General features: G+C 50.7%; 27 protein-coding genes and 1 pseudogene. 24 read left to right on the top strand and 4 right to left on the bottom strand.

The features are described 5' to 3' along the window. Positions 1 to 379 precede the first annotated feature (379 nt). The 19 genes and pseudogenes from CKW31_RS02400 (at position 380) to CKW31_RS02305 (ending at position 16,824) form a co-directional block, all read left to right on the top strand. Complete coding sequence (locus tag CKW31_RS02400; RefSeq protein ID WP_095092845.1) at positions 380 to 676, top strand: hypothetical protein; 297 nt, start codon at positions 380 to 382, stop codon at positions 674 to 676. A 182-nt stretch (positions 677 to 858) separates the two neighbouring features. Then, positions 859 to 1,266, top strand: a complete 408-nt coding sequence (locus CKW31_RS02395) for a DUF4265 domain-containing protein (protein ID WP_095092844.1) — start codon at positions 859 to 861, stop codon at positions 1,264 to 1,266. Positions 1,267 to 1,435: 169 nt separating this feature from the next. Then, a complete protein-coding gene (locus CKW31_RS02390) occupies positions 1,436 to 1,912 on the top strand; it encodes an SMI1/KNR4 family protein (protein WP_095092843.1) in 477 nt (158 codons plus the stop codon). 364 nt (positions 1,913 to 2,276) lie between these two features. Beyond that, positions 2,277 to 2,405: a hypothetical protein gene (locus tag CKW31_RS30010; RefSeq protein WP_256582468.1), complete on the top strand. Its 129-nt coding sequence runs from the start codon at positions 2,277 to 2,279 to the stop codon at positions 2,403 to 2,405. After that, positions 2,405 to 2,896, top strand: a complete 492-nt coding sequence (locus CKW31_RS02385) for a hypothetical protein (RefSeq protein ID WP_095092842.1) — start codon at positions 2,405 to 2,407, stop codon at positions 2,894 to 2,896. The genes CKW31_RS30010 and CKW31_RS02385 overlap by 1 nt, the downstream gene beginning before the upstream one ends. Before the next feature lie 1,421 nt (positions 2,897 to 4,317). Beyond that, positions 4,318 to 5,022 (top strand): hypothetical protein, encoded by a 705-nt coding sequence (locus tag CKW31_RS02375; RefSeq protein ID WP_095092902.1) that lies wholly within the window; start codon positions 4,318 to 4,320, stop codon positions 5,020 to 5,022. A gap of 843 nt (positions 5,023 to 5,865) precedes the next feature. After that, a complete protein-coding gene (locus CKW31_RS02365) occupies positions 5,866 to 6,540 on the top strand; it encodes a hypothetical protein (RefSeq protein ID WP_095092901.1) in 675 nt (224 codons plus the stop codon). Positions 6,541 to 6,649: 109 nt separating this feature from the next. Further along, positions 6,650 to 7,333, top strand: a pseudogene (locus CKW31_RS02360) (hypothetical protein); the annotation flags it as partial. Between the two features lie 214 nt (positions 7,334 to 7,547). After that, complete coding sequence (locus CKW31_RS02355) at positions 7,548 to 8,006, top strand: SMI1/KNR4 family protein (protein ID WP_095092839.1); 459 nt, start codon at positions 7,548 to 7,550, stop codon at positions 8,004 to 8,006. A gap of 278 nt (positions 8,007 to 8,284) precedes the next feature. Beyond that, positions 8,285 to 8,713 (top strand): hypothetical protein, encoded by a 429-nt coding sequence (locus tag CKW31_RS02350; protein WP_256582465.1) that lies wholly within the window; start codon positions 8,285 to 8,287, stop codon positions 8,711 to 8,713. Positions 8,714 to 8,833: 120 nt separating this feature from the next. Further along, a complete protein-coding gene (locus CKW31_RS02345) occupies positions 8,834 to 9,229 on the top strand; it encodes an SMI1/KNR4 family protein (protein WP_095092837.1) in 396 nt (131 codons plus the stop codon). A 158-nt stretch (positions 9,230 to 9,387) separates the two neighbouring features. Next, positions 9,388 to 10,173, top strand: a complete 786-nt coding sequence (locus tag CKW31_RS02340) for a hypothetical protein (protein WP_095092836.1) — start codon at positions 9,388 to 9,390, stop codon at positions 10,171 to 10,173. A gap of 70 nt (positions 10,174 to 10,243) precedes the next feature. Next, positions 10,244 to 10,789, top strand: coding sequence for an imm11 family protein (locus tag CKW31_RS02335; protein ID WP_095092835.1), 546 nt, complete (start codon positions 10,244 to 10,246; stop codon positions 10,787 to 10,789). A gap of 127 nt (positions 10,790 to 10,916) precedes the next feature. Beyond that, positions 10,917 to 11,300, top strand: a complete 384-nt coding sequence (locus CKW31_RS02330; protein ID WP_095092834.1) for a hypothetical protein — start codon at positions 10,917 to 10,919, stop codon at positions 11,298 to 11,300. A gap of 159 nt (positions 11,301 to 11,459) precedes the next feature. Beyond that, positions 11,460 to 11,948 carry a hypothetical protein gene (locus CKW31_RS02325; RefSeq protein WP_095092833.1) on the top strand — a complete coding sequence of 163 codons (489 nt, stop codon included), beginning with the start codon at positions 11,460 to 11,462 and terminating at the stop codon, positions 11,946 to 11,948. A 221-nt stretch (positions 11,949 to 12,169) separates the two neighbouring features. Continuing rightward, the gene (locus tag CKW31_RS02320) at positions 12,170 to 13,267 is read left to right on the top strand and encodes an RDD family protein (RefSeq protein ID WP_095092832.1); all 1,098 of its coding nucleotides are present in this window, start codon (positions 12,170 to 12,172) and stop codon (positions 13,265 to 13,267) included. 88 nt (positions 13,268 to 13,355) lie between these two features. Further along, the gene (locus CKW31_RS02315; protein WP_095092831.1) at positions 13,356 to 14,207 is read left to right on the top strand and encodes a CAP domain-containing protein; all 852 of its coding nucleotides are present in this window, start codon (positions 13,356 to 13,358) and stop codon (positions 14,205 to 14,207) included. A 383-nt stretch (positions 14,208 to 14,590) separates the two neighbouring features. Further along, entirely contained in the window at positions 14,591 to 16,090 is a 1,500-nt protein-coding gene (locus CKW31_RS02310; RefSeq protein ID WP_095092830.1) for a cytosine permease, read from the top strand. Further along, entirely contained in the window at positions 16,087 to 16,824 is a 738-nt protein-coding gene (locus CKW31_RS02305; RefSeq protein ID WP_095092829.1) for an MBL fold metallo-hydrolase, read from the top strand. The genes CKW31_RS02310 and CKW31_RS02305 overlap by 4 nt, the downstream gene beginning before the upstream one ends. Before the next feature lie 369 nt (positions 16,825 to 17,193). On the opposite strand, the gene CKW31_RS02300 is transcribed toward CKW31_RS02305, so the two are convergent. Continuing rightward, positions 17,194 to 18,546, bottom strand: coding sequence for an SPFH domain-containing protein (locus tag CKW31_RS02300; RefSeq protein ID WP_095092900.1), 1,353 nt, complete (start codon positions 18,544 to 18,546; stop codon positions 17,194 to 17,196). Positions 18,547 to 18,964: 418 nt separating this feature from the next. Here CKW31_RS02300 and CKW31_RS02295 point away from each other — a divergent pair, with 418 nt between their 5' ends. The 5 genes from CKW31_RS02295 to CKW31_RS02275 all read left to right on the top strand — a co-directional run bounded on the left by CKW31_RS02295 (position 18,965) and on the right by CKW31_RS02275 (position 22,843). Continuing rightward, entirely contained in the window at positions 18,965 to 19,909 is a 945-nt protein-coding gene (locus CKW31_RS02295) for an antitoxin Xre/MbcA/ParS toxin-binding domain-containing protein (RefSeq protein ID WP_095092828.1), read from the top strand. Between the two features lie 62 nt (positions 19,910 to 19,971). After that, complete coding sequence (locus CKW31_RS02290; protein ID WP_095092827.1) at positions 19,972 to 20,613, top strand: BRCT domain-containing protein; 642 nt, start codon at positions 19,972 to 19,974, stop codon at positions 20,611 to 20,613. A 135-nt stretch (positions 20,614 to 20,748) separates the two neighbouring features. After that, positions 20,749 to 21,426, top strand: coding sequence for a hypothetical protein (locus CKW31_RS02285; RefSeq protein WP_141230107.1), 678 nt, complete (start codon positions 20,749 to 20,751; stop codon positions 21,424 to 21,426). Between the two features lie 43 nt (positions 21,427 to 21,469). Then, complete coding sequence (locus CKW31_RS02280) at positions 21,470 to 22,177, top strand: hypothetical protein (protein ID WP_095092825.1); 708 nt, start codon at positions 21,470 to 21,472, stop codon at positions 22,175 to 22,177. A 72-nt stretch (positions 22,178 to 22,249) separates the two neighbouring features. Beyond that, positions 22,250 to 22,843: a hypothetical protein gene (locus CKW31_RS02275; protein ID WP_095092824.1), complete on the top strand. Its 594-nt coding sequence runs from the start codon at positions 22,250 to 22,252 to the stop codon at positions 22,841 to 22,843. Between the two features lie 108 nt (positions 22,844 to 22,951). Here CKW31_RS02275 and CKW31_RS02270 read toward each other — a convergent pair whose 3' ends face one another. The 3 genes from CKW31_RS02270 to CKW31_RS02260 form a co-directional block, all read right to left on the bottom strand. Next, positions 22,952 to 23,248 (bottom strand): DUF6124 family protein, encoded by a 297-nt coding sequence (locus CKW31_RS02270; RefSeq protein ID WP_095092823.1) that lies wholly within the window; start codon positions 23,246 to 23,248, stop codon positions 22,952 to 22,954. Positions 23,249 to 23,901: 653 nt separating this feature from the next. Further along, positions 23,902 to 24,921, bottom strand: a complete 1,020-nt coding sequence (locus CKW31_RS02265; RefSeq protein ID WP_095092822.1) for an acyltransferase — start codon at positions 24,919 to 24,921, stop codon at positions 23,902 to 23,904. A gap of 735 nt (positions 24,922 to 25,656) precedes the next feature. Continuing rightward, positions 25,657 to 26,499 (bottom strand): tetratricopeptide repeat protein, encoded by an 843-nt coding sequence (locus CKW31_RS02260; protein WP_176469759.1) that lies wholly within the window; start codon positions 26,497 to 26,499, stop codon positions 25,657 to 25,659. Between the last annotated feature and the right edge of the window lie 111 nt (positions 26,500 to 26,610).

Here is a 26,610-nt window from a genome sequence, read left to right as displayed (position 1 = left end):
TTTTGCGATCATCCGCTGTTCTCCCGCAGCGTCGAGTTCCATGCGCGTTACAGGTGCGGATACTAATCAGGTGGCTTCAGTTTTTTAATAGTTATCACTAGTTCTGAATACGCCCCTATGCCAACAACCGCCTAGCCCCCCATGGCGCCCTGATCACCGGTCGTGATGTATTTAATAGCGGTCTGACCCCGATTCTCCACAAAGCCTTTGAAGCCGATCCAGAATTGGGGAGTTTAGGGCGCGGCTTTGAGGTTTTGACGAACGGTAGGCCAGTTGTTGAAATTAAAAATTCCATGCCCAAAGTTAATTTGGTTTTAATGCCAGACGGTAAGGGCGGTTACTTGATCCATACCGCGCATCCATTGTAGTGGAGGTGTATGTGAGTGTTTTTAACTGGAAAGAAAATCTCAATGATTTATTTGCGGCGACTGTAAATCAGCAAACTATTGAAGAAGCAGCGGAAATTATGGCTTCTGTTGGTGTAAGTGATGAAGAGTATCATCGAGCATGCGTTTTTACGCTAGATGAGGCTATGCGAGCAATAAAGGCTGGTGATAATTATGTAATTGATTGCATAAATAAAAGTGGATGCCAAGTTAAGGATGTCTGCAGTGCGTTGGTTCTGCTTGGTGATTTTAAGGAGGCGTATTTAAAAGAGTTTTCAAAGGAGGACTAAAAAAACGGGGTCAGACCACAGTCTTTCGCGTGAGAGAGTCATCCGTGTGAACCTAAATAAGCAGGCATAAATTTTCATCGGCTTAATAATGGTCTGCTTCCTATTCTCTTCTCTGTCAATCCCCCGCTAGGGTATTGTGGTGAATTGCCCCCTTCACACTGGTAAATGAGTAGAGGATACAAATGAAGTATCAGACCGGAGAATATGAAGCTGTTCACCAGACGCCTGTTTGGCGTGATCGTGCCAATTTCATATTTGTTGCTCATCTTGGAGTTACGGATGGACGTAACGAATGGGAGCAATTATGGGGTCAAAAAACAGCTGCTCACAGATTTATCCTGTGCTGCATCACATTCTTTGCTCAAGACATCGCTCTAGGCGACGAAGTGGAAACGGATGTTGACTTTGTACTCCAACGAGTAGTTAAACATGCTGGGCAAACTACTTTCAGGGCATGGTTTAGTGGCCACGATAATGCAACACGCGAAGCATTGATGCTCGAGATTGAGGCGATGAACCCATTAATGGAATGGTCTTCAGAGAATTTTCTTGCGCTTAGCGTTTTGATGGAGCCGAGGCGTAGCGCATGACCAATTATTTGCAGTCGCGTGAGGAGCAAGTTTTGCTTAAATACGAAACTGGACGGCGCTGACATATGGGAGAGGCTTATAGCGCTTACCGAACCACCTTATCCGATAGAGCCTGGGGTCCGTGCCGGTGGGCTTGCGATAATGCTAATCAATGATTTAGGGCGGGCTAGTGATACGCATAAGATTTTCTAATGTAAAAGCGATCAACAAAAAAGAGATATGCGATTTCTCGCGAGCTTTTGGTTGTTTACTACCGGATCAAGTGGTTGATTTTTTTCTAGAATTCAACGGTTCGAAGCCTGAAACGAATACTTTTTCGGTCAGTGACGGTAATGAGTCAGGTGTTAATAAACTGATTTGTCTAGCTCAAGTCTTAGATGAGCGTAAGTTTTTGGATTGTATCGGAAGCAAAGCTTTTCCGGTTGCTATCGCGGAAGGTGGTAATTATGTTGTGATTGATCTCAATCAAGGGCAGGGTGTTTTCTTTTGGGATCACGAAAAACCGGCAGAAATGACTTTTTTGGCAAGCGATATTCAAAAGTTTTTAGACGGGTTGGTACCGTTTGATCCCGATAGTATAGAGCTTAAAGAAGGGCAAGTTGAGTCTGTTTGGATTGATCCCGATTTTCTTAAAAGTTTGAAGTGAATAGTGAGGGATGAGATTGGTTTGACTCGGAAGAGAGGGAGAGACGGGGTCAGACCACGATAAAAAGAATTGAAGTCGCATTGCGCCGGTCAGATTACGGTTAGATAGCAAGCTCTTTAATAATTCGGCATTTATTTCTGTGATTATTCGATATTCTCCCGTAGCGTCGAGTGCCATGTTCGTAACAGGTGCGGATACTAAGCAGGTGGCTTCAGCTTTTTTACTAGTTATCGTTAGCTTTAAATACGTCCCTGTGCCAACAACCGCCTGGCCCTCAATGGCGTCCTGATCACCGGCCGTGATGTATTTAATGGTGGTCTGACCCCGATTCTCCCCCAATATGTCAACTCAGACAGGAAGTTGGATGCAAACAAATGCGCGCTTCAAAGTTGAGGGCGGACAGATGACGACGCAGCTTGGGCAAGGCAAGGCTATCGATATCCTCAATCAGAACATTGTGGACTTTGCGTGGATCCCTAAAGGAGGTCATTGATGTTGTTGTGCTTAGAAAAGGCGAGCGGGCCGCTGAAGTTGGTATATAAGCACTCCGAAAAGCTAAAGGCTGACCCGGAGCGGGTTGCAGCGGCACAAGCGCTTACAGTCAATCAATCTAAACCCGCACTAGGACTTAAAGGCACATATGGGCTATATGGGTCGCCAGAGTGGTGGGTAAATATCCAGCAGCGAAAAATGCCGTTATTGTTCGTTTCTGGTATCGTTCAGCGTGCGTATGTCGCAGGCCAGGACGGCGGCAACGAAAACAATGGTATCGATTTACTTTTGGATGATGGCTCAGTTCGTGCTGAAGGTATTCATGTCAACGATAAGACGGATATTTCACTCTTCCGAGTTGGATGCCGAGTGCAGATTGTTTTTGCTCTAGATGAATTAAAAAAACAGCCTGCACCGGACGGCGGCATAAACTATTTGGAAGTTCCGTTAGAAATGGCGGTTTCATTGGAGCCTGTCACCACATCTGTCTAGAGTAAAAGGCAAAGGGAACTGGGGTCAGACCACAATAAAAAGCATTGAAGTCGCATTGCGCCGGGAACAGATTACGGCGAGATAACAAGCTCTTTAATAATTCGGCATTTATTTTTGCGATCATCCGCTGTTCTCCCGCAGCGTCGAGTGCCATGCGCGTAACAGGTGCGGATACTAATCAGGTGGCTTCAGTTTTTTTAATAGTTATCGCTAGCTCTGAATACGCCCCTATGCCAACAACCGCCGGGCTCCCAATGGCGTCCTGATCACCGGTCGTGATGTATTTAATGGTGGTCTGCCCCCGATTCTTCAACCCCGACTCTCCACTCCTGATTGTTCAAGGCAGGGAGTGTTTAAGGAATTTAAGACTATTAAGTCAGAATGAAAAACTTTTATGAACTGTGAGCGATGTGGAAGTGAGTTGAAAACCTTCAAAGAGGGTAGCGCTCAAGGATTCAGGTGCGCTGATTGTGGCTGGTCTATAGTGACAACAAACCTCTCGGGTATTAGGCTTGATGAGGCAACGTATGAAGTCAGTTGCAGTGGTAACTATCACGATGAGGCTCATGTAAGGGCTGTGTCTGAAGTGACAGGCTATAATTTTATAATGTCCAGAAAAACGCTTCAGAAAGGTCGTTTTACAGTGTTTAATGGACAGGCGGTGGAGGTTTTGCGCATACGAAACATTCTTAGTTTTGCTGGACTTGAATGTATCATTGAGCCGGATTTCAAATGGAACTGATGTGCCTGGAAGAATGTTGCTTTAAAAGCCAGAGGTCATGCAAAACTGATGCAGTTGGAGGCAGCTGACTTATTCAGTATTTTTATTGAGCGTTGAGTGGTTTTGGCTTTTTATTGACGGAGTATTTGGCTCGGATCTCCGTATATAGACGATACGCTCACAGTGGTGGTGATGGATGCAAGTCTTCTGTGAAGGGCGTGATTGAGGCGTTGGGAAGCCCGCGGCGAGATTGAGAAGTGGTTAGATAAACCCAATCCGATCCTGAGTTGGCTGAAGCCCTGGGATCCGCACTGCAAAACGGTGTAGTCAAAGTCCAAGGCGTTACCGTTAAAATTGGTTTGCCAGCACCCGGTAAAACAGGTCAAGCAGAAATCAAGGTGGAACCATGGCCCAAAAAATAAATCAATGTGAACGCTTGGGTGTGAACCCAAGGTGGCCCTCCTACAAGAGCGTATGTGCTCGCGTCGCTAGAGGGCCGCATGTTGAGGACGCGTTTTATGTCAACGCGATACGCGAATACATCACCAGGGAGGATGCAACGCCCACTGCTCCGATGATGGTTCCAAATAAAAATAATGCGACAGATAGCATCTCAGAAGAAATGGCGCGGGTAAGACTTTATAAAGTACTTGCCACTGCCCCAGACAACCCGCAATGGTTGCAAGAATTGGCTCGCTGGATGCGCTACTACCAGGTAGGTGTTTGGCAATTATTCTTTTGGGCGGGGCAGTTTGACGTTTTGGCTAAAGCCTTAGGTAATGACAGACGCCAACAAAACTACAGCATCCAAACCGGTGCCAACATGATGGCCGCGATGGCGATCCTGGGTTGGAAGGATGCCGTCATCCATCAGGGCTATCTCACTCATGCGGCGCTTAATCGCGAACATCAGTTGGTGATCCAGTACGAAGAGCAGCACCGCCGCGCCCAGGCTTTTATGCTTCGCGTGTTTGCCGATTGGGTGGGGGTTGTATCGCACCTGTGGCCAGCCTATGCATATGATGAACCTGTCTACGAAGCTCTACTGGCCAACTGGCGCACCGCCAACCCCGACGACTTGTTGCCCTGCCTGCTGGCCGCATGTGACCGCCACACCTGGCAAACCGGCAGAGACAGCCAAAAGAACTCTTACGATTTCGATCAGGATTGCCACACGGAGCGCGTGCCGTTGGAAATCCTCTACATACTGCGTCTACGCCAATGGGAAGGCTTGCCCAATCCTCAGCAGATTGATCATCCGCTGATGGCCGCGCCCTTTGACCAATTGCCGCCCGAGCAGCCCGTGCCTGAGTTCGACGAGTTAATGCAAGGTGTGCTCAAACGCGCAAGGGAAGACTGGCCACAGTACGATGAAGTGCTGTCTTTGCCAGCATTGAAGGGTTGAAAAGGGAAAAAGCACCAGGGCTGGTTATTCCTGATGCAATCAACCCTCCCAAGGTCAGTCGGGTTGAAGACCTGTTTGGGCAGACATGTGAAAGTATCCCGTTGTCGCACCTCCCAATTGGAAGACCGGTTCGCTTGTAAATGATGGAGTGTTGGGCGAGCAACTGGCCCTTCAGACCCTTAACGGAAAAACCGGCCTCAATTTCAAGCCATTGCAACGGTAGTAACCATGGCTGTGATGGCTCAGCGGTGGCGATCAATGGCGATACGATTACCGTTGTGGTGATGGATGCGAAGTCTTCGGTGGATGGCGTGAGTAAGGCCGGTACGCCGCATGGGGACCCGAGGACGCGGTTGGAGGGGGGCTGGGTAATAAATCAATTGCCGACTTTGATCCTGCTTTACGCGATGCTTTGCAAGCGGCGTTGGATTCAGGAAAAGCCAAGGTTCAAGGTGTAACAGTCAAAGTCGGTGTTCCCGCCCCCAGTAAAACAGGTGTAGCAGAAGTTAAGGTGGAACCATGGACCAGGAAGTAATTCAGTGCGAGCGCTCGGACGTAAACCCGAAATGGCCCTCCTACAAAAGTGTGCTGGGGCGCATAGCCAAGGGGCCACACGTCTCAGATGAATACGAGTTGAACGGCATCCGTGAATATGTTGAGCGCGGCGATGCATTTGCGAAGCCATCAATGCCTGTACCGAATAGTGACAACGTTACGCGTAGCAGCTCCGAATGGATGGCCGTCACACGAGCCCACAAGGTATTGGCGGCCGCACCAGATAATCCGCAATGGCTTCTGGAATTGGCCCATTGGCTGCGTTATTACCAAGTAGGAATTTGGCAGTTGTTCTTCTGGGCGGGCCAGTTCGACATTATTGCCAAAGCGGCAGGCAATGATCGACGCCGCCAAAACTACAGCATCCAAACCGCCACCAATATGATGGCCGCCATGGCGATCCTGGGCTGGAAGGATGCCGTCATCCATCAGGGCTATCTCACCCATGCGGCGCTCAACCGTGGTCATCAACTGGTCATCGAGTATGAAGAGGAGCACCGCCGCGCCCAAGCCTTTATGCTGCGTGTGTTTGCCGATTGGGTGGGCGATGTCTCGCATCAATGGCCTGCTTATGCTTACGACGAACCCATCTACGAAGCCTTGTTGATCAAGTGGCGCACTCCCAGCCCCGACGACCTGATGCCCTGTCTGTTGGCCGCGTGTGACCGCCACACTTGGCAAACCGGCAAAGAAAGCCAGAAGAATTCTTACGACTTCAATCAGGACTGGCACTTGGAGCGCGTGCCGGTGGAAATTCTCTATATCCTGCGCCTGCGCCAGTGGGAAGGTTTAGCCAACCCGCAGCAGATTGATCATCCGCTGATGGCCGCGCCCTATGACCAATTGCCGCCCGAGCAGCCCGTGCCTGAGTTGGACGAGTTGATGCAAGGTGTGCTCAAACGCGCAAGGGAAGACTGGCCACAGTACGATGAAGTCCTGTCTTTGCCAGCATTGAAGGGTTGAACAGGTGCAAAAGCGACGCTGGCTTGGGATAACGCAAATTTTATAGTTGGCGGAGACTTCGGGTGTCTGCCCCCTGTCCGGTAAATTATGTTAGGGCCAAGCAGCCGTTCAGCTAGAAAATACGTTTGGAAGTACGTTGGAACGGGTAAAGCCTACCTTAGGACAAAAAAATCCTGACTTTGTATTTACCGATGGGCCATATTCTGGGAAAACGGTTGACTTTATGTGAACTGACTCAAGTCGATCCTCGCAAATTAATAAATTTTTTTCAAATAATGCATCGCAAAATCAAAGGCAGCTCATCGATCACTTAAATAAAGCTGATATAGTTCCTATCGACTATAGAAATCTTACGCCCGGTAACCAAGTGATGGTCAACAGCTGGATTAAGTTGCTGCCACAAGAGCAACAAAATAAAAAAAATATTAATTTTGCGGTGATTTCTATGGGTATGTATATATCAATAAATGAGTCTTCAGGCTGGGGGACTTCAGGGGGGGTGTTTGATTGTATTGTCGAAGGTACAAGAGCACTCTTTACTCATGATCAATATAGCTGTATGAGAAAGATATACGAGGCTCTAGATGAGCAAGCGCAGAGCTTCATCGTTCTAGATAATATTGCAGGCGATTGCTTCAATTTGTTCTATAGCCATTGCGAATCGGCAATGAAGATTTTTCCTGAAAGTGAGCGCGGAAAGATGGTGCCTGAGAATCACATTCCAGGGATACTATGGAATTGGTCTGAGGTTTTACGGCTTATGCAAGAGGATATTCGCTATAAAGATAAATAATTTGGTGCAAAGGGAACTGAGAGCGGTTTGCCGTCTGGAGAAAAAAAGTAGTAGGTGACGGTACGTTAGCTGCTAATGATGAGAGTTTTACAGGTGCCAAGGGGCCTGAAAAAAACGGGGTCAGACCACGATATTCTTACGAAACAGGCTAAAGAGTCAACTCTTATTAGTCGAATTATTGGAAGCTGCGGGCTCGGACGGGGAGTAATTAGGTGTGGATTATTCAAGAATAATTGATCTTGTTAAAGAGTCGGATTTCGTTGAGTTTGCTGATTATGGAGACGGTATTGCTGATGAGTGGATTGATAAAGCTGAAACTCGCCTCGGGTTGAGATTGCCTGATAGCTATAAATGGTGGTTGAAGTGTTATTCTGGCGGGGAAATATCTGGGGAGGAGATTTATAGTATTTACGAAATGGATTTTGATAGTGTAGGTGGTGGTGATATCGTTTATATGTCAATCGTTAACGGTCGAAATGGGTTATGTGGGAGGGAGAGGCTATTTATCTGTGAGCCGGCGGGTGCAGGGGAATCATTTTATTTTGCCACGGACGATGGTCCCAACGATGGGGAGTATCCTGTTTATAGGCTTGATCTTTCTAATCAAACTTCTAGTTTGTATGCGCAAGATTTTATCGATTTCTTAGAGAAAAGAATAATTTCATTCAATTGAAAAAATGATATGGAGAAAAAACGGGGTCAGGCCACGATTTCTCGTGTGAGAGAGTCAATGGTGGTGAGCCCAAGTAAGCAGGCATAGAATTTTTATCGGCTTAATAAAGTCAGGCCCCAATTCTCTTTTAATCGGCGCTGAAAAATATGAATTCGATGGTACCGTCTGAAGCAAGTGGCTTTCTTCGATGGCTCACGGGTAAACAGGTAATTAAACTGGTTAGGTATAGTTGGTGGCCAGCGGTTGAGGTTGCTGCTCAATGTGGTGTTGAGGATCAGATGGCTTTTTCACTGACGGCAGGACCGTTAGCCATCTATTTTGAGGACGGTGAAATTGTCGGCCTTTCGAGTGACCCCTCTCTGAACAGCATTATAATTTGGGATGAGGCTGCAAGGGGCGAGAGTCAAGTTAACACCTTATTGGAGGGCGACGACGAACTGTTTCCTATCCCCGAGTCTGGAAAATTTTCTACTGTCTTTTGGGCGCAAATTGTGGGTTGTCGCTTAATAGGCGTGACAATACTTAAGCGCACACACATGACTGCGAAGGAACACCAACTGCCTAGTGAAGTAGGCTTGCGTTTTACTTTTTCCAGAGGAAAAAGCTTTGTCGTGTCGCACGGGCTTCATGATAATTCTGATGATTTTGCAGTCTTGGAAGAGTCGCAACTCGTTGTCGTTGAACTGGAGGAGTTTCCGATAAAATAACGCTGAATCAAATTTGTAGCTTGATAATAAGATTAGCTATCTCTGAAATCGCGACCAGCCCCAAGACGTATAAAGCGAATAAGATATCGAAATTTCTAAAATAACCAATAAGTAGAAGCTATGAAAAACTTTGAATTATTTTTAAAGCAAAAGAAAAACGAGCACTTTCTTGATGGTCTTTGTGTGGCGGGAACACAGAGTTTAAAAGCCTTTCTTGAACTTAATCATGACGTACCAAGGGACTATATACATTTTACGAAAGATTATGGTGTCGGCGAAATAAAAGCTGTAGGTTTCATGCTTTACGAGGGTTTTCTTGATCCCTGCGATATTTTTGACGCAGAGACAGCTGAACTATTTAAAAATATCATTTTTTTCGGAGACGACATGCAGGGACACACTGTCGGTTTTGATAGGTGTGATGGTTGGGCCGTCGTGGAGGTTGATTCTTCTGATATGAGCCTTCGGAAGGTTTGTGATAATTTTTCTTCGTTTCTATATCGACTTTTAAGCTAACACTTTGTTTTGGAGTTCCATTTTGGCGCGGACTAGTTTGCTTTTTGTATTAGGAGATGAATGTCAAAGCAAAAACGGATCATGCCACAATCTTTATTTGAGTTTTTATTTTTTAATAACAGTTTGAATCCAATCCTTTAATATTTTTAGGATAAATGATGCTCTTTGACCCCATCAAAACCCGATTTAATGGTTTCAGTGAGGGAATGCTTAAGTGGCAATTAGAGGCGCAGTATGATCCACGGCGGCCAATGGGGAATGTTGCCAGTTCTGATTTGTCCGATGTGATTTCAGCATGGCTTGTAGGGCTCCACGGCGAGATTGCCCCCGTACTTCCCCGCTCTCTGCAATGGATAGACAAGGCCATAGTAATCGACGAGGAGTTTGGGCCAGACATCAATGCTCACAGGGCAACGTTAGATTGGGCTAAAGCTTTGGGTGAGTGGATGGACACGGGCTGGGATTCTGAAGGCGAGTGGGACCTGGCACGTGTGTATGAGAAAGCGCGCTGGCGTTATGAGCCTCGGCCATGGTCCGCGCACGAGATCGTCAAAAGTGGTTTGGACGACTATATGGCTTTTGCCTACCAAGGCGGGGAGCATGACGAAGGCTTTGAGGCGGGCATCGAGATGTATCAGCGTTGGACGGGTAAGACAGAGGTCTCGCTATCAAAAGCGTTGAAACCCAGAGACTTCGGCTATGCGTTATGTCTTCACCGGACAGCCACTCAGCAGTTTGATGAAGATGATTTGCTGAAGGCTGGCAGGAAAATGCTTCAAGCGAACCTACAAGAAACGTGGTTAGGAGGCGGGCAATATATTCGTGCCGCTACGTGGTTGAAAATCGTTCACTGGCATTACGATCAAACACTGACCCCCTTGCAAACTGTCTTAAAGGCTTACGACGATATGCCGAAGGTGTCACGTCCCGATTTCTTGCCGTAAGGGTCGACCCTTTGGGCAAAGAGGGAAAACGGGTCAGACCACGATTTTCTAGGTACGGAAAGAGTAATGCATGAACTACTATCGCCTAACAGATGACGTTCAGTACACAGGTAGATGGCTGCTTGGAGACGTCTTGGATGTTGATAACTGGATGCTCGTTAGCCAGGGTGGTATCGCGGGACCCAAGGAGATCGAGCTATGTCACTATGGTGTGGAGCTAGACTTTACTTTTTCCGAAGTGTATGGAGTTCCCATAGTTAGCGATAAGGTGAAGAATATTCTGATTGGTTTGCCTGGATTGGAATTCATCTCGGTATCAATAATGTCTCCGATAAGCAGCAAAGATTTTTACATTGCCGTGGTTTCGAAACTGGTAGATTGTGTAGACGAAACCAAATCGGAGTTTAGAAAGTTTGAAGTTAATGATCCGATAAGACCAGACAAGGCAGGGCAGTACCGGGGTTTTATGCATTTGACGCTAGATCCATCAAAAATAGCGGGTGTGGATATATTTAGGGTGGCTAAATTTCAAGTCGCGATTGTTGTGAGTGAGACGATAAAAAAATCCTTTGAGTCGGTCGGCGTAACTGGGTTAGGCTTTGAACAGGTTGTTTGAGCCTCGGTGGGTGTTGACGCAGTTGTAGAGGTGGCATTGACGATTGTGGGCGACGTTTTATTCCTACGGTCGTCAGATGGTATTGTAAAGCGCTTGGACTAAACTTGCAGGCGATGTTAGGGGCGCAATGAAAGCGAATTTAAACGAGGCGGATTGCTACAGTGACGAATTGATAGCGTTTGTGATTACCTGTCTTTTCTGTGGCGCCATAACAAAAGAAGAATTTAATACTTGGTGTGCTCAAGCAGTTTTACTGCTCGATGCGCCTGAGTATCTATATGACTTAATGACATATGAAGACGAAATTTTCAAAGTGTATAAAGTAATAGGTCATGTGCCGCACTGGGAGCACTCGGACGATGATGAGCATGCATTGTATGGTATTGCAATTTTGCGAGGGTTTAAGCCTTATGATATGCCACTGACTGCTAACGAGGCTCTTAGTCAACTGGAAGCGTCATCAGGTATAAAAAAATTATTTAAGCAGGTCTTTGATTTTATTAGGCTCTGATCAGGCAAACGCTAAGATGTAAGGGGAAAACTGCGGCCTCGCGGTGCTCGTGTGCTCCTACAGGCCCAATGTTTGCTGCGCGACAGCGCGGTATCAGGAACACAGGGCTGTCTCTCATAAAAGAGGGTCAGGTTTTTCAGATATCGGAAGGGAACAAAAATGAACATGATCTCAGATCCCGATTTCGGCGAGCTTTGTCTAGGCAGTGACGAAATCTGGAAAGGCCAGTGCGAGGTTTTATTCTTTGCCGCGGCATTCAACGTAGAACTGGTTGTTCAGACGTTCGCTGATGATCCGATCTCACCGGCCCAACGGGCAGCCTTCAGAGAGTTTGAGTCAAATAAAGAGCTGATCTGCCAGAGGGTGGAGCAGGCCCTTTTTGCGTTCTACACCGAAAATATCGAGCGCTATCGTGAGTGTTTCAGTCCCGACGAGGCCAACGTCAAAACTCCAGAAATCGAAACAGTCGGTGGTCTTCGGGATTTGCTTGTGCTGAGGTGCGTTAAGGTGATGTTCAATTTTGACGGTGACGAGCGCGACATCGGTTTTGTATTTGACGCCACGTTCGACCCCGAATTGGGTATCGGTGTTTTGGTGACTAATAGCTTAGTGAGCACTGTGGACGTCCAGGATTTTTTGCTCGGTTAAAGCGCGGCGAGAAATACTTTCTGCTCACGGATATATCCCGCGTTTCTAAACTCTATTTTGCCCGCTCGGATTGTTCTGTATTTCCCATGGAGGTGAATATTCATGTTTCCTGAGTCTGGAATTAATCCGGGAAAGCTGTACATGAAAAGCATCTTGAGTCAGACAGGCCGGATACAGCAGATCAGGTCATTTGCTGGCAATCATGATCAAGGCAAAAGGTGATGCACAAGCCCCGACAATTCACCCATGGCGCAACGACGTATGTCTTAGCCAGCCCTTGGCGTCGACTCTTCGCGCAGACTATCGACGTACTCGCCGCCAGCTTGATCGTTGCTGTATGCGCCGTACCGCTTCTGCTTATCTCGCCAGCTTTGGGCGTTATTCTGGCGCCGCTGGCCTACGCATATCTTCTTTTTGCCGATGCCATATGGAACGGCCAAAGTGTCGGAAAAAAGGTGATGAAAATCGTCGTGATGGACGAGCAGAACCTCGTCCCTTGCGGCTACCTTCAGTCTTTCGTGCGCAACCTGATGAAGCTGCTTTTATTATTCATCGATTGGGTGTTCATATTCTTTGATTCGCAAAAGCGGATCGGCGACATGGCCGCGTCCACCATCGTCGTAAACCAGATACCGGTTGGTAATAATGCGCCAGCCAAGGCAACGTCCCCAACCAGGCGCATAGACACGAGCAGCGAGGTATATCAGACCTTGCATGGTGTGCCAGCCAGTGCTGATTACGCTGTGGATGCCACGGATCTTGATCTGGAGGACATCCCGAAAGAACGCATTGAGAAGGTCAACGCGCTATTGAACAGCGCCGATGAGAATGTCCGTTACGAGGCTGCGAAACTGCTCGTCAATTGGGGTTTTCAACATGCGTTGCCGCATCTCGCGGTTTTTATCGATGAGCTGAAGGGGGGCTTCATTGATCACCAGCTTCATGGTTTTGATAACACTCAAAAACATAACCTCGCCGCGTTAACCCGGTATTGGGCGATTCAGTCTGACGAGGGGAAGGGGGAGCAAGCCAGGAAGGATATCTATCCTCTGGTTTCAAAAATAATTGCGCTGTCCAACACTCAGCCTTTTCAAATAGCCGGTATGTTCTGGCTGGTCAAAGAACGTGGAATGACGGAGTACCTGTCTGCGTTGAGAACTCATCTGGTGAGCATCATTGATCATCCCGAGGACTATCACTGGAAGATTCGTGATGTGGTTACGCTTCTGCATGCAGTGGACGCGGAATTTTTGAATGATTTTTTAAGGCAGAAGAATATTGCTCTTGAGCAGTACCTGATCGAAGAGCCAGATCGGTGAGTACGGCTGAGCAGCGCCCCTCACGAACTTGTTCCCAATTCCCCAGTCAGATCAGCGCCCGATTTCGATCATCAGAGCAGCCCGTCCCATGCGCCTGATTTCTCGCTTCACCTCGCTCTGCTTCATCGCCTTAATCCCACTGCTCGCCAGCCACGTTCATGCAGGCGAGACGCAGCAACTGGTCTCGATTATCAACGACTATCGCGCACAGCCTTCACGTTGTGAGGGGCGGGCGGTGCGTGGGTTATCGCCGCTGGAGTTGAGGCAGGATCTGGCGCTGCCCATCGGTTTTGCGGGCGACATGCGCAACACCTTGAAGGCTTCCGGTTATCGGGCCGTGGCGGTGCGCAGCATTCGGTTGGTCGGCGCTCAGGATGCCAAAGGCGCGTTTGCCATGCTGCAGAGTCGCTACTGTGGCGCTTTGCTGGACAGCCAATACGCCGACATCGGCATCACTCAGTCGGGTCGGGAGTGGCGACTGGTATTGGCCAAGCCGTTGCTCGATGGTCATCTGGGCGATCAGCAATCGGCGGGCAGAGCGCTATTGGCTCAGGTCAACGCGGCGCGCGCAAAGCCGCGCATGTGTGGTCGCCAACCCTACGCCGCTGCGCGGCCTCTGACATGGAATGCCACGTTGGAAAACGCCGCGCTGAGGCACAGCCAGTCGATGGCCAGCGGCGGTTACTTCTCCCATCAAGACCCCAATGGCGATGTCGCCAAAGACCGCGCCCGCGCGGCGGGCTACAACGGGCGTCAGGTCGGTGAAAACATCGCCAGCAGTCAAGGGGCGGCCGATAAGGCCATGCAAGGCTGGCTGGCCAGCCCGGGCCACTGCGCCAACCTGATGAACCCGATGTTCACCGAGGTCGGCGCGGCGTATGCCACCAACCCGAACAGCCAGGCCGGGGTGTACTGGACCATGATGTTTGGGGCGCCTTGATGCACCATCCGTGGGAATGGCTTTAGCCGGGAAGAGGCCGGAGCATGCGCTGAAGATCAATCGCCAGGAATGCCGCTTTCTCGACTAACCTCAGCCTTGGAAAGACAAATGACAGACTCCCTCCATTACTTCAGCAAATCCTGAACTAAATATTTGCTACCACAGATTTAACTCCGCCTCGCCTTTGAACACTCTCTACTCGTTCTGCCCTTGGTTCGTCCGGGCAGAGCGCGGCCACGCCTGTATTCCAATAAGAAGGCTGGCCATGTTCAAGGTAGATTTTGCACTGCCCACACATCCTGCGAGCCCGACAGGAAAAACAAATGAAACGGCCCGAGCAGGCGTTTCGATAAAAACCGTGACAGGCATTGAGAGGCGGCAACATGAGCGAATCCCACCCAACCCGGATCGAGAGTTTCGGCGTCGAACAGATTCCTGACAGCGAACGCACGGCGACGCCTTTTGACCTGTTCCGCATGATCTTCGGCGGCAGCAATACGTTCTCTACGGCGGTACTGGGTAGCTTTCCGGTGCTGTTTGGTTTGTCCTTTGAAGCCAGCGTCTACGCCATCGTGCTCGGCGTGTTGCTGGGGGCGATGATCCTTGCGCCCATGGGCCTGTTCGGGCCGCTCAATGGCACCAACAACGCTGTTTCTTCCGGGGCGCATTTCGGCGTACACGGACGTGTCGTCGGCTCATTCCTTTCCTTGCTGACCGCCATCGCTTTCTTCTCGCTGTCAGTGTGGAGCTCAGGCGACGCACTGATCGGTGGTGCCAAGCGCCTGTTCGACCTGCCCGAAAACAACTTCAGTCTCGGCATCGCTTACGGCTTGTTCGCGCTGCTGGTTCTGATCGTCTGCATCTACGGCATTCGCCAACTATTGGCGGTGAACAAAGTGGCGGTGACCGCTTCCAGCCTGTTGTTCCTGCTGGGCATCTTCGCTTTCGCTGGGCCGTTCGATGGCAGCTACGCGGGCAGCGTCAGCCATGGGCAACCGGGCTTCTGGGCAGCCTTCATTGGCTCGGCTCTGGTCGCTATGAGCAACCCGGTGTCGTTCGGTGCTTTCCTCGGTGACTGGGCGCGCTACATCCCCCGTGAAACACCAAAGCTGCGCATCATGGCCGCCGTGATGTTCGCGCAGATCGCGACCTTCATTCCTTTCTTCTTTGGCCTCGTCACCGCCACCATCGTCGCTGTGCAAGCGCCGGACTACATCGCCCAGAACAACTATGTCGGCGGCCTGCTGGCGATTTCGCCGGGCTGGTTCTTCCTGCCGGTTTGCCTGATCGCCATCATCGGTGGGCTGTCCACCGGTGGTACTTCGCTGTATGGCACCGGCCTCGACATGTCGAGCCTCGCACCACGCCTGCTCAGCCGCGCACAAGCCACCGTGCTGATTGGCGTGCTGTCGATCATCTTTATTTTTGTCGGACGCTTCAGCTTCAACCTGGTGCAGAGCATGTCCACCTTCGCCGTGCTGATCATCACCTGCACCAGCCCGTGGATCATCATCATGATCATCGGCCTGATAAAACGCCGTGGCTGGTACGACCCTGCGGACCTGCAAGTCTTCACCCGTGGGGAGCGCGGCGGCCGCTACTGGTTTCATCACGGCTGGAACTGGCGCGGCCTCGGCGCCTGGATTCCCAGCGCGCTGATTGGCCTCGCCTTCGTCAACCTGCCGGGGCAGTTCGTTGGCACTTTTGGTGAGCTGGCGGGCGGTATCGACATAAGCCTGCCGATCACCCTCGGCCTCGCCGCCGTGCTCTACCTCGGCCTGCTACAGTTGTTCCCCGAGCCCGCGGCCGTTTACGGGCCGCACCGCACCACTTCGCCAAGCGCCGAGCGCGCAATACCGGGCAACCTGAGCGTAGAACCGTGAAAATCGTCACCCGCGACCAGTGGTTTGAAGTACAGAAGCGCGCCGATGGCATCAGCCTGATCCACGAGCCGTGGGTGCGCCCGTATTACCGCTGCAACCTTTGGCACATACAGGGCCGTGACCGTGATGTGCTGGTCGACACCGGCTCTGGCGTGGTCAGCCTGCGCGAGCAACTGCCCTGGCTCACCGACCGGCCGCTGCTCGCCGTGGCCAGCCACACCCACTTCGACCACATCGCCGGGCACCACGAATTTGCCGAGCGCCTGGTGCACCCAGCCGAAGCCGACATCCTCGCTGATCCCACGCGAGCATCGACCCTGGCCGATGCCTATGTCGGCGACGACATGTTCGAAGCCCACCCCGACTGCCCGCTGTGCTACGCCGAATACCAGGTCAAAGCCGCACCCGCTACACGCCTCATCGACGAAGGCGACGTGCTTGACCTGGGCGACCGCGTACTCAAAGTCCTCCACACCCCAGGCCACTCGCCCGGCGGCATCAGCCTGTGGGAAGCCAAGACCCAAACCCTGTTCAGCGGCGACATCATCTACGACGGGCCCCTGATCGAAGATGCCTACCACTCGGACCTGAATGACTACGCCGCCAGCCTGGAGCGGTTACGCAAACTGCCGGTGCGCACGGTACATGGCGGCCACTTCGCGAGTTTTTCGGGGGAGGTGTTGCGGGGGATGATTGATGGGTGGTTTCTGGGACATGGGTTAAGCAAACGCTGAAACCCAACGGCGAACAACTCCCCGGTAGGAGCGAACTTGTTCGCGAAAGCGATGGTTCTGACAGAGCATTGAGTCGAAAACTGGCGTGCGGTGTCTATTTCGCCAACCCCATACTGGTTCCAATCTGCAGTCTGATTACTTAACACGGAAGCCGACTACAAATAGCAGAAAATTTGTCGGCGGAGCTGCGAAGACCCAAGTCCAATCGGGTCACATGAAGGGAAGTCGTCGGTGTACAGGTTGTTCTGCTTCAGTGCAGGAGGCTTGCTGACAAGGCTGTCCTTGTAGTCAACAATTCTTATATTGGTCCCGGCTTACGCTTGCTGATCTGAAGCCAGCCGAAATAAGCCTCCTTGCACTGGCTCCAGCTTACTTATTCAATTTCAGATCCAACGCCATATCGCGCGCGGCCTTACCGGCAAGTACACCCATGAGTTGGCTCATTTCATCCTGCCGCCCCATGGAGCCTTGCTGACTGCCTCCCATCATGACGCTTGGTACAGCGGCTTGAGCTGCGGCTTGAGCCCACGCTTTGTTTATCTCGATAAGTGCGTCCAGTTTGGACTGCAGCGCGCCATCGGCTTTCAGGGTTGCCTCACGAGCATGCGCCTCAGCGTTTGCGGTGATCTTGGTGGCCTCTGCATTGGTCGTCGCTTTGTCGCGTAGTAACTCTGCTGTCTGCTTTTCAATCTCGGCCCGACGACGCTCCCGTTCTGCGTTGATTACCGTTAGCTGCTTGTCAGTCTCAGCCTGGGTAGTTCGCTCAATCTGATCACGGAGTGTTTCCTGCCGTTTGGCTTCCACTTCTTTCTCGCCCCGTGCTGTCACAAGACGCTTTTCTTCTTCCTCCTTCAAACGATTTTGTCGCGCAACGGCCAGTTCGGCCAAGGCCTGTTGCACCTTGAGCATGCGCTGCTTGTATTGAGGGTTAGGATCAATGTTCATGATTCGGGCCTCAACAACTTCAACGCCGAAGCGACGAAATTGTTGCTGCTTACGAATCGGGATGTTTTTGCTATCTGTGACCTTTTCAGTGATGTACTGGCTGCCGCTGTTATGCCCGAAGTTACCCTGATCCGTACCTGCCTGCAGGATTGCGGTCTGCTGCGGAAGGTCTCCTTTTGGAGAGCGAATCTCCCTACGTTTTATCAGATAGAGACCGTCATTCAGTTGGTTCTCGAACTCGGCAGCAAATTCACTTCTGGCACCTGCGTAGTAATCGTCTGCGGTCATTAACGATGCCGTTGCCTGCAATGTTTCCTTGAGCGCTGGCAGTAGTGCGCTACGGATAAAGTTGTCCGGGTTTCTGTATTCCTGCGCAATGGTCAGAAATGAATCTCCACCGGGTAAACGAAATCTGGCGGCCGACTCCACCTTGGCGTCGACGTTACCCAGGAACACGATAGGAAACGTTTCAATCGTTGCACCCAAGGCATCGTTTTCAGGGTTGCTATCGTCCTTGTCGACTACCAGTACAGACTGGACGCTGATGGCTTTTTTCCAGGTAGTTGCCCGACCAAACCATTTCGTGGCGTAACCGACCTCGTCGACGACTTTCTCGTCCCCGAAGATCGTCCGCACATGCGTCATGAAGCCAGCTTCGTTGTAGAAGAACATCGTGTTGAACAGAAGGGGGATAGCGGCCACCAGCAGTAAAGAGGGCGCGGCGATCTTCAAAAGGTTTTTGCCAGGAATCGGCAGTTTCGGATTCTGAATCAGCATTTCAATGTCCTTGTGAGTCAAGGGCATATGGTTTCAATGATGCTGGATCGAGTCTGTCGGATAATTCCGAATATTTCGTGAGGGCAGGCTACTTCTTTCGAAGTGGTAGGCGGATGACTGGACGGCAGAGCGTCCGCAACGGAGTTGCTTTCCGTTGACTCACTAGATTCAGAACGGTCTTACAAGCTATGGTCGAGAAGGATGACGGTTATTTTCGAACGTTTCTGTATCCTTACGGCAACACACTGAGGTCAGGCATCCCGGCAGTTTTTGCAGAGGTGCTCGAATTTGCATGCAGTGCAGTACTGCGCGATACTGCGCGCAACAACTAACCCTCACGACCGGCGTGGCTCGACCATCTGGTTGGAGGGGGAAAAAGCCGGCGAAAGCCGGTTTTTTCGTATCTGGAGTATGGAATATGCAGGGACTGCTTGAGCCGGGGCAGCTGCGCACTCGCATCTATATTGATGGCTACAACTTTTACTACGGCTGCTTGAAGGGGACGCCCTATAAATGGCTAGACCTGCTGCCCCTTTTCGAAAAGCACATCCTGCCGTCAGCACTGGTCAGAGATGATGAGGGCCGAATTGCGCAGTCCTCACTTTTACCCTTCCACACCATCAAGCTATTCACCGCGAAAATCGTTGAGTCCGTTGCGCGGGCGCCTGATTCTGTGTCTTCTCAAGCTCGATACCATACGGCGTTACGAAAGCTTTATGCTGGCCGAATTGAGTTGATCGAGGGGTATTATGCCGTCAACAAAATGAAGGTAAGGGTAGTCGACTCTGAGCATCCCTTTCGTCTTCCTCGTGAATGTCATGACATCCTTGCCTGGAAGGTCGAAGAGAAGCAAAGTGACGTTAACCTTGCGTTGCATGCTTACCATGACGCTATCACGGGGCAAATAGATCACGCCGTTATTGTCACGAACGATACGGATATCGCACCAGCGCTCAGCATGATCAGAGCTCACACGTGCGTAAGGATCGGTGTAGTTGTTCCTACGACAGATCACACTCGACTACCCAACACTGACCTTGTGAAGCTTGCACACTGGACTCGACGGCACATCACTCTCAATGAGCTTGCCGCCTGCCAGTTGCCACGCGTGATACCAGGCAAGCGCCCTACGACCAAGCCTGAATCCTGGTATGCACAACCACACTTAATGAAAGAAATTTTAGAACTTGCAATCCCGATCCGAGGCAATAGAGCTGCTGCGCACAAATGGATGGAGCAACCGAATCCATATCTGGAGGGCAAGCGGCCCATAGACTTAGCCAACACCGCAGAGGGTGCGAGCCAGGTTCTTGCCTACATCCGTGACTGGATTACCCATAATGAGAGCGGCTTCCATTCATAACGCCAGTCGGATAGTCTCAACTCGGAATGGCACGGAGCCATTAGCTAGCGAGGCGGGCAGTAATGGATCTACATAGCGAATTCGAAAACAGTAAGTTTTTCCACCGCGCGCGTATTGACCGGCGCGCTGCCGATGCATTGGTGGGGCTGGCCGCGGGTCTCACGGCTGACGGGGTTATCACCACCAGCGAGGCGCAGTTTCTTCAGAATTGGCTACGAACTAACGTCGCTCATCTTGAGGATCCGGTGATCAACCTTCTCTACTCTCGGCTTTCACACATGCTTCAGGATCAAGTCCTGGATGCCGATGAGTCGTTTGAACTTCTCAGTATTCTTCACAGCTTTGCTGGCCTGTCGCTTGATGCTCCCAAGCAAGCAACATCAGGTTTTGTCGCGCCCAACGATCTACCATTCAATGCCCCTGTGCCGGATCTGGAATGGGCAGGCAAGATGTTTGTGTTTACCGGTGTCATGGCTTACGGACCACGCAAAGAGTGCGAGGCACTGATTGAAGCGCGTGGCGCTCTGATCGGCTCTGGGGTCAGCAAGAAGGTGCACTATCTTGTAGTTGGCAGTATTGGCAATGAGCAATGGCGGCACAGTACCTACGGAACCAAGATCATGAGGGCTGTTGAGTTGCGAGAGGCCGGTGTGCCAATTGCGATTGTGGGGGAAGATCATTGGCAGCGCGGTTTGTTTGGCTGATCGCCAATAAGTTGTGCGCCGTTTCCATTAACACTACGCCCCGACTTCAGGCAATTGCAAGGGCTAAACAGGATAAGGATGCTTATGGTTAATGTATCAGCGCGGCCAGAATTCATGACGCAACGAGAGCGTTTGATGACCGATAGACTTAAGTTCCTCATGCGTGTCCATGCCCTGAACTATAGTGCCCGTGTGCTTTTTAATACGCCGGAAATAGATGAGACTGGTTACGATATAAATATCGAACACAGGTTTTCATATTTGCCTCTTCAGTTAAAGACCAAGGGCACGCACGCAAAAACTTCTAGCTGGAAAATACAGGCAGGTTTGTTTCAACCTAAATTGGCCATGCAGAATGAGTTTGACTTGAAGGTTCACGGGCATCTCTGTGGCCTCGAGGGTGGAGGTGGCGGGGTCCTGCTTCAAGTATTTGATGATACAGCGCCGTTCAGTGAAGGTATGGAAATCAACTATTACTACTCAGATTATTTTTATGTTTTTGCGGTTTTCAAAGGTTACTGGAAAGTCCAAGGATTCAGCGCCCAGCAAGCTGAAAAAATCCTCGTGAAAATAATGAATCTTGACGTTAATGAAAAATTCAATCTGCCAATGGCTGCTTTTTTTCCAATCAAGTCCCCGGCTTCGGTATTGGAGTTGCTGCTTCATATTGGTCAAATGAGTAACTATGTCTCTGTCCATAATCATATGAGAGGTTCCAGCGTGCCTGCGCTACTTCTTCGGCCCTTCTGGAAAAGTATCTCAGCGCAAATACCTCTCGAATTCTCCAGCCAATTTCCAAACTACATACCTTGATCAATGGCGATTTTGGAATGCTGAACTGTAAAGGGATAATTAAATGCTGACCGCTATCCTTCATGGAAAGGCTGCACAGGTAGAAATGGATGGACTGCCCATTACCTGGCGTGAACTGTTTCGCAAGCGTGAGGATTTGCTGACCTCGGTATTTTTCGGGCGACTGCCGTACCTTTCCGATGAGGCCTGTAACGCCATATGGAGCCTCCTGGTTGGGAGCACGCTGGCGGCAGCATTTGGACCGCTCCGGGAAGTACAGTTTTGGCCAAAGCTGGACGGGCCTACTGGCCGTAAGTACGTCGAGCCTGATGTCGTCATTGAGTTCGATGAACATCTGTTATTGGTAGAAGTGAAACCACCATTCGGCGGCGAACAATCTATTCAGCAGTGGCGCCAAGAAGTTGAGGCTCTTCGTAAAAGCAACGATGACGGCAAGGCCATCGTGCTACTGGCGCTTGGTCGCAACATGCTGGAGTGGCGAAGCACCAAGAAGACGCTGGAAAATGAATTTGAGCGACTGCGACTGCAGGTTTTCTGCTGTGAATGGGAGCAGTTGTTGGAGGGTATCAATCAACCCGTCCACCAGATGGACGGGCGTGATGCCCGTATTTTCAGTGACTGGCTGGATGCTTTTCAGCTGTTCGGGATGGCACCTCCTAAGGCCCCATTCAGCGATTTGCTGCCGCTGTGCGGCTCACCTTACGAACTGGACGATAGCTTTGCCTCGCTAGGACGATGGGTGATCAGGTGAAAGTCTGGTTGCTATAGCATTTTTACTGATTCAGAAATTCGCACTTACGATGCAAGTAAAAGGACAAATTAAATGGATGTAAGTCATGAGCAGGCCACCGTCCTCGTAAATCAGGTGCAGCGTTCGCATCGTCTTCTGGCCGGTTTTTACCAGCGGATTTTGCCGTCGCTGGATGATATCAGCGCGAACTTCGGCGCTCACTTCTGGTATTGGTCACCCATCGCATTCGACCGGCCGTGCATGGGATCAACCAAGCCATCACGAAAATGGGGCTGGGATTATCTCCCGCTGGTCGCCTCACAATTTCTTTACGTTCGCAGCGATACTACTGACCCGGTTTTCATTGAGTTACGACTTCATACGGACCCCGCAATATTGCCTGGCCAGCGTTCACCTAAAGGCGAGCCTGCTCCCGCTAACCTACCCGATGCTGAACCCGCTTTGCGCATCTATCTTTACTGGTTGGTACCGGGTTCATCCGTTGATATTAAAAGTGAGTGGGAGGAAGTTGAGCATCCCGGTGGAGAGGCCGACAGTGTCTCCAGGCTCAGCGAGAACCTTTGGGGGACGTGGATGGACATACCACTGGCCAATCACATCGTGGCCCCGCAAGAGACAATTGCCAGGATCTCAAAACATATCAGCTTGCCAACCAGTGTTAGCTGATGGTCGATTACGTCAGTCGCAATAGGGCGTACGCACCCGTAACTGACGCAACGCGTGTCCAATCAGCCGATGAGACACGCGCATCCACAGAAACTCATGAGCGCTGGGCTACTTTGCTTTCCGCGTCTCCTCCAACCCCGCCACCGAAGCCTCAACCAACGCTCGAGCCGCCTCGATCTGATGCACAACCGATCTCGCCAACGGACGAAATTCCAGCGTGCTGTTGTCTGCTGTTTCATACGCCGTAGCGGCGGCGCAGCTTAGGTATTCCGATGCCAGAACCAGCGCGTCTTCGATCTTGATGTCTGGCTTTACAGTGAACAGGCTGAGGTTGCCCAGGTTGCTGTTACTGACGAGATTTTGCTTGATGGGCGTAGCAGGGGGATGTGGCGTGGATCTGATCATGGTGACTCTCCCGACATAGTTGAGCCCTCACTCTTTGCGACTAAACAAAGGGTGGCGGCTGTGCGCGGGTTAGTCGACCGGGAGTCGGGCAGCCCGGCGCACCCGAAGGTGCCCCTTGCACAGCCACCATATAGCGCCATCATCCGTGTCGTGGGACACGGGCAATGAAGGTGGACCGCACTGCGACCAGACATTAGGCGGGCGACTAAACCCGATCGTTGAAATCAACGACAGGCAGGAAGGTAGTCGCCCCGTCAGGCATCTACAAGCGGACGCAGAGCATATCCTGAATTTTCAGAAAGGTCCTACACAGCTAGGGATTTGGGGCTGAAGGTTGTTTCTGATTGTTGGGTGGTATCGGGGATTTGACTGGCGGTAGGCGGCGAGTCGAGGAGAGCGCTGCAACGCCTACCTATCCTCGGACTACATCCTTTAGCTTTAGTCTTCCAATGCTCAGGAAAGCCCACGCGCTGAACTGCGCGGAGCCGACGGGGGATGCACGTTGTCTTACGAAGCCTTAAAGTGATTAACTGCATCGCGGGCAAGGCATCTAAAAGCGGGAGCAGAGCATATCCTTAATTTTCAGAAACATCCCACAGATCACGGGTTTTGGAGGCGTAGGTTGTTTCTGAAAGTTTTGACATGAGCCAAGCCTACGCGCCAGCTTCTGCATTTAGCCGAGTACGCGTTTTCCGATGCGCGTAATTCAACGCTGGCTTTTCTATGAGTAGCCACGACAGGGTGGCCAGAGCGGTAACCACTACAACAGTTGCCAGCATTGAGGCGTAGAAACTTAATGTCGTCTTATTAATCATAAGCTGCTGAATAGGGTAGGCGTAAAGGTACATACCGTAAGAGATATCAAATCGGGATTTGATTATTCGATCTTTGTAAAGCGTCCCGACGGACAACGCCAGAAGACTGACACCTATACTCGCAAGTATCATCACTAACGGGGTGTTCAGCGACGCCAGTATCAGTGCTGCTGATAACATCGCGATCACTATTTTTACCTTCGTGCCACTGAACGCTTCCCGATAGAAAAACAGCGAAGACCCCACGAAGAAAGCGATACCTGTCGTTGAGTACGCTAAAAACTTTGGCGCCAGAGGGTGTGTTGACTCAGAGCAAAGGTAGGTGGTTATGCAGAAAATAAACGTCATAATCAGAGGCACGGCAGCTTTGCGTAACACCATCAGCGCCAGCGCTAGCGCGATGTAAAAGGCGAACTCAATTTTCAGTGTCCATAAACTTCCGTTAAATGAATCCTTGAGGATAAAGTCGTCGGTTATATCCCCTATGTTTGCACGGCCAAACATCGATACCTTCAGAAAGTCCAAAAGTGCTTCCAGGCTAAATGTAAAGCCAAAACCTTTCTGGCTGAAGGCTGTGCCCAGGATGTAAACCATCACAAAAGCGCACGCAATCAACGCGGGGAAAATCCTCGCTGTTCGTTTAATCATGTAATTGTAAAAGCTAGGAGTGTTAAAAAAACTTTGCGTAATCAGCAGGCCCGAGATGGCGAAGAATATTAATACCGCAATCGCTCCCATTGAGGTATAGCCCTTCAACATAGGTTCCGGTAAGCCTGAAAGAGCGTGATGATGGCTGAACAATACGGTCAGTGCCGCTAGATGTCTAATTAAGTCAAATGAGTTGTCGCGATTAACCACGTACGGCCCCGTTAGTCATCTGGAAATTCATTGGAAAATTTGCATGAGCTACCGCAGCGCTCAGCGACTTTTCGTAGGCGCGCATTTTCCATCAGTACTTCAGCAAAGCAAAGGCATTTGTGGTCTCAGCCCAAGATTCCAGTACGGCTGATGATCGTGCCATTATGACTAATGGCGAATTGTTGAAATCGAACTGCATAGGCCGATCATCATGAGGCGCACTCGCTGGTCGAGCGGCTGAATGTCAAATTGGACCGCACTGAATGAACGTAATTGGCTCCTGCCCGTCTCGGCGTACCGGGGTCGCTGTCATTACGTTGATAAAGTGCGCGTTAACACTGACGTAGCAGAAATCCGCCATTCCTCATGACGTCGTCAAACCCGCCGAAGCACGATTTCACAGGACTGCTCTGCGGTTAGCACGGCGTTGATCTCTGTCTCGCTTTGCCAAAGGCGATCAATGAGCGCAGCCAGCCTGCCGACTTCCTTTCAACTATTCTTGTTACTTTCATCATCACCTTGTGGCGCCGCCACTACAGCGTCACTGTCTTTATTGCCTCCCCTATGAAGATGGCCCCGTGTTTGGAAAAATCCTTGCAAGGCTATAGATGGCATTCACGCGCGCAGAGGAAGGTGATCCTGTTGCCCAGTATAACCTTGGCATCATTCATTTCTACGGGCGTGGTGTAGCATTGATCGAGCCAAAGGCCTGCAGTGGGTAGCCAGCAAAATCAACTACAGGCCTTTCTCTCGCTTCTCCAACTCAGGTGTCGGATTTTTCGGCGTGAATACAAGCGGTGCGATAATTTGCAACTCGCCGGAATCATCAGTTATCGGCCCAGAGTCACCCATATTGAACCGCGACATGGCCTCCATGATCGACGTGTCTAACGTTGCATCGCCCGAGCTTTTGGTCATTGTGACTTGAGGCACACCGCCGTCGGCCTTGAAGCGATAGGACAGAGTCGGTTTCCTGACTTCGCCCGCCGCATCGACTTTGTCTAACACTTTCCGAACAGCCAGAAGATTGTTTTGCCGCGTGATGAAGCCGCTCAACCAGATTTGTTGATAGCGCTGAGCCTGTAGTTGATTAAGCGGTTGACCCTGTTTGCGCATGCGACTCACCGCCTTCCAGGCATCGTCGCTATATCTATCGACTGACTCCAGATAAAGCGCGAAGGCACCCGGCAAATCCTGTGGCCCTCCTTTACCTTCCTCCATTAGTCGACCCAGTTGCACTACCGCAGTCTTGCCTGCAAGACGGTAAAACTCGCGCGCCTTTGCATAATCTACCGGCTCACCTTCACCGCGCTCGGCCATCCGTCCCAGCAGGATGTTGTTACTTGGGTCAAGTTTGGCAGACTCAACAAACAGTTTCCGGGCCTGCCTGTAATCTTGATCGACGCCGTGCCCACCTTCCTGATACATCTTGCCCAGAATTACTTTGCAGGTGGCATCTCCATTATCAGCGCTACGCTCGATGTAACGAAGATTATCCAGCACAAAGGGCTTTTCTCCGGCGATCATTGAGCATCGCAAACCAATGAACATCGGATCAATATTGGGGAACTGGTCCACGGGCTGGTCCGGGCTCTTGCAGCCTGTAGTTGCAGCCAAAAGTAACAGGAGGGATAACGCTCTGAACATGGCTTCCATGCATCCATTACAAAAGGGAGACATTATGCCCCT

Origin of the sequence: Pseudomonas sp. Irchel 3A5 (assembly GCF_900187575.1) — a bacterium.
GTDB lineage: Bacteria > Pseudomonadota > Gammaproteobacteria > Pseudomonadales > Pseudomonadaceae > Aquipseudomonas > Aquipseudomonas folii.
Note: the sequence above shows the minus strand (reverse complement) of the source record. Positions and strands in the feature narration are given on the sequence as shown.

Excerpts from the sequence above, each read along its gene's own strand:
- CKW31_RS02395 (WP_095092844.1), top strand. The coding sequence starts at position 859 with ATGAAGTATCAGACCGGAGAATATGAAGCTGTTCACCAGACGCCTGTT.
- CKW31_RS30010 (WP_256582468.1), top strand. The coding sequence starts at position 2,277 with ATGCAAACAAATGCGCGCTTCAAAGTTGAGGGCGGACAGATGACGACG.
- CKW31_RS02385 (WP_095092842.1), top strand. The coding sequence starts at position 2,405 with ATGTTGTTGTGCTTAGAAAAGGCGAGCGGGCCGCTGAAGTTGGTATAT.
- CKW31_RS02375 (WP_095092902.1), top strand. The coding sequence starts at position 4,318 with ATGCGCTACTACCAGGTAGGTGTTTGGCAATTATTCTTTTGGGCGGGG.
- CKW31_RS02350 (WP_256582465.1), top strand. The coding sequence starts at position 8,285 with ATGGCTTTTTCACTGACGGCAGGACCGTTAGCCATCTATTTTGAGGAC.
- CKW31_RS02345 (WP_095092837.1), top strand. The coding sequence starts at position 8,834 with ATGAAAAACTTTGAATTATTTTTAAAGCAAAAGAAAAACGAGCACTTT.
- CKW31_RS02340 (WP_095092836.1), top strand. The coding sequence starts at position 9,388 with ATGCTCTTTGACCCCATCAAAACCCGATTTAATGGTTTCAGTGAGGGA.
- CKW31_RS02335 (WP_095092835.1), top strand. The coding sequence starts at position 10,244 with ATGAACTACTATCGCCTAACAGATGACGTTCAGTACACAGGTAGATGG.
- CKW31_RS02330 (WP_095092834.1), top strand. The coding sequence starts at position 10,917 with ATGAAAGCGAATTTAAACGAGGCGGATTGCTACAGTGACGAATTGATA.
- CKW31_RS02325 (WP_095092833.1), top strand. The coding sequence starts at position 11,460 with ATGAACATGATCTCAGATCCCGATTTCGGCGAGCTTTGTCTAGGCAGT.
- CKW31_RS02320 (WP_095092832.1), top strand. The coding sequence starts at position 12,170 with ATGCACAAGCCCCGACAATTCACCCATGGCGCAACGACGTATGTCTTA.
- CKW31_RS02315 (WP_095092831.1), top strand. The coding sequence starts at position 13,356 with ATGCGCCTGATTTCTCGCTTCACCTCGCTCTGCTTCATCGCCTTAATC.
- CKW31_RS02310 (WP_095092830.1), top strand. The coding sequence starts at position 14,591 with ATGAGCGAATCCCACCCAACCCGGATCGAGAGTTTCGGCGTCGAACAG.
- CKW31_RS02300 (WP_095092900.1), bottom strand. The coding sequence starts at position 18,546 with ATGCTGATTCAGAATCCGAAACTGCCGATTCCTGGCAAAAACCTTTTG.
- CKW31_RS02295 (WP_095092828.1), top strand. The coding sequence starts at position 18,965 with ATGCAGGGACTGCTTGAGCCGGGGCAGCTGCGCACTCGCATCTATATT.
- CKW31_RS02290 (WP_095092827.1), top strand. The coding sequence starts at position 19,972 with ATGGATCTACATAGCGAATTCGAAAACAGTAAGTTTTTCCACCGCGCG.
- CKW31_RS02285 (WP_141230107.1), top strand. The coding sequence starts at position 20,749 with ATGACCGATAGACTTAAGTTCCTCATGCGTGTCCATGCCCTGAACTAT.
- CKW31_RS02280 (WP_095092825.1), top strand. The coding sequence starts at position 21,470 with ATGCTGACCGCTATCCTTCATGGAAAGGCTGCACAGGTAGAAATGGAT.
- CKW31_RS02275 (WP_095092824.1), top strand. The coding sequence starts at position 22,250 with ATGGATGTAAGTCATGAGCAGGCCACCGTCCTCGTAAATCAGGTGCAG.
- CKW31_RS02270 (WP_095092823.1), bottom strand. The coding sequence starts at position 23,248 with ATGATCAGATCCACGCCACATCCCCCTGCTACGCCCATCAAGCAAAAT.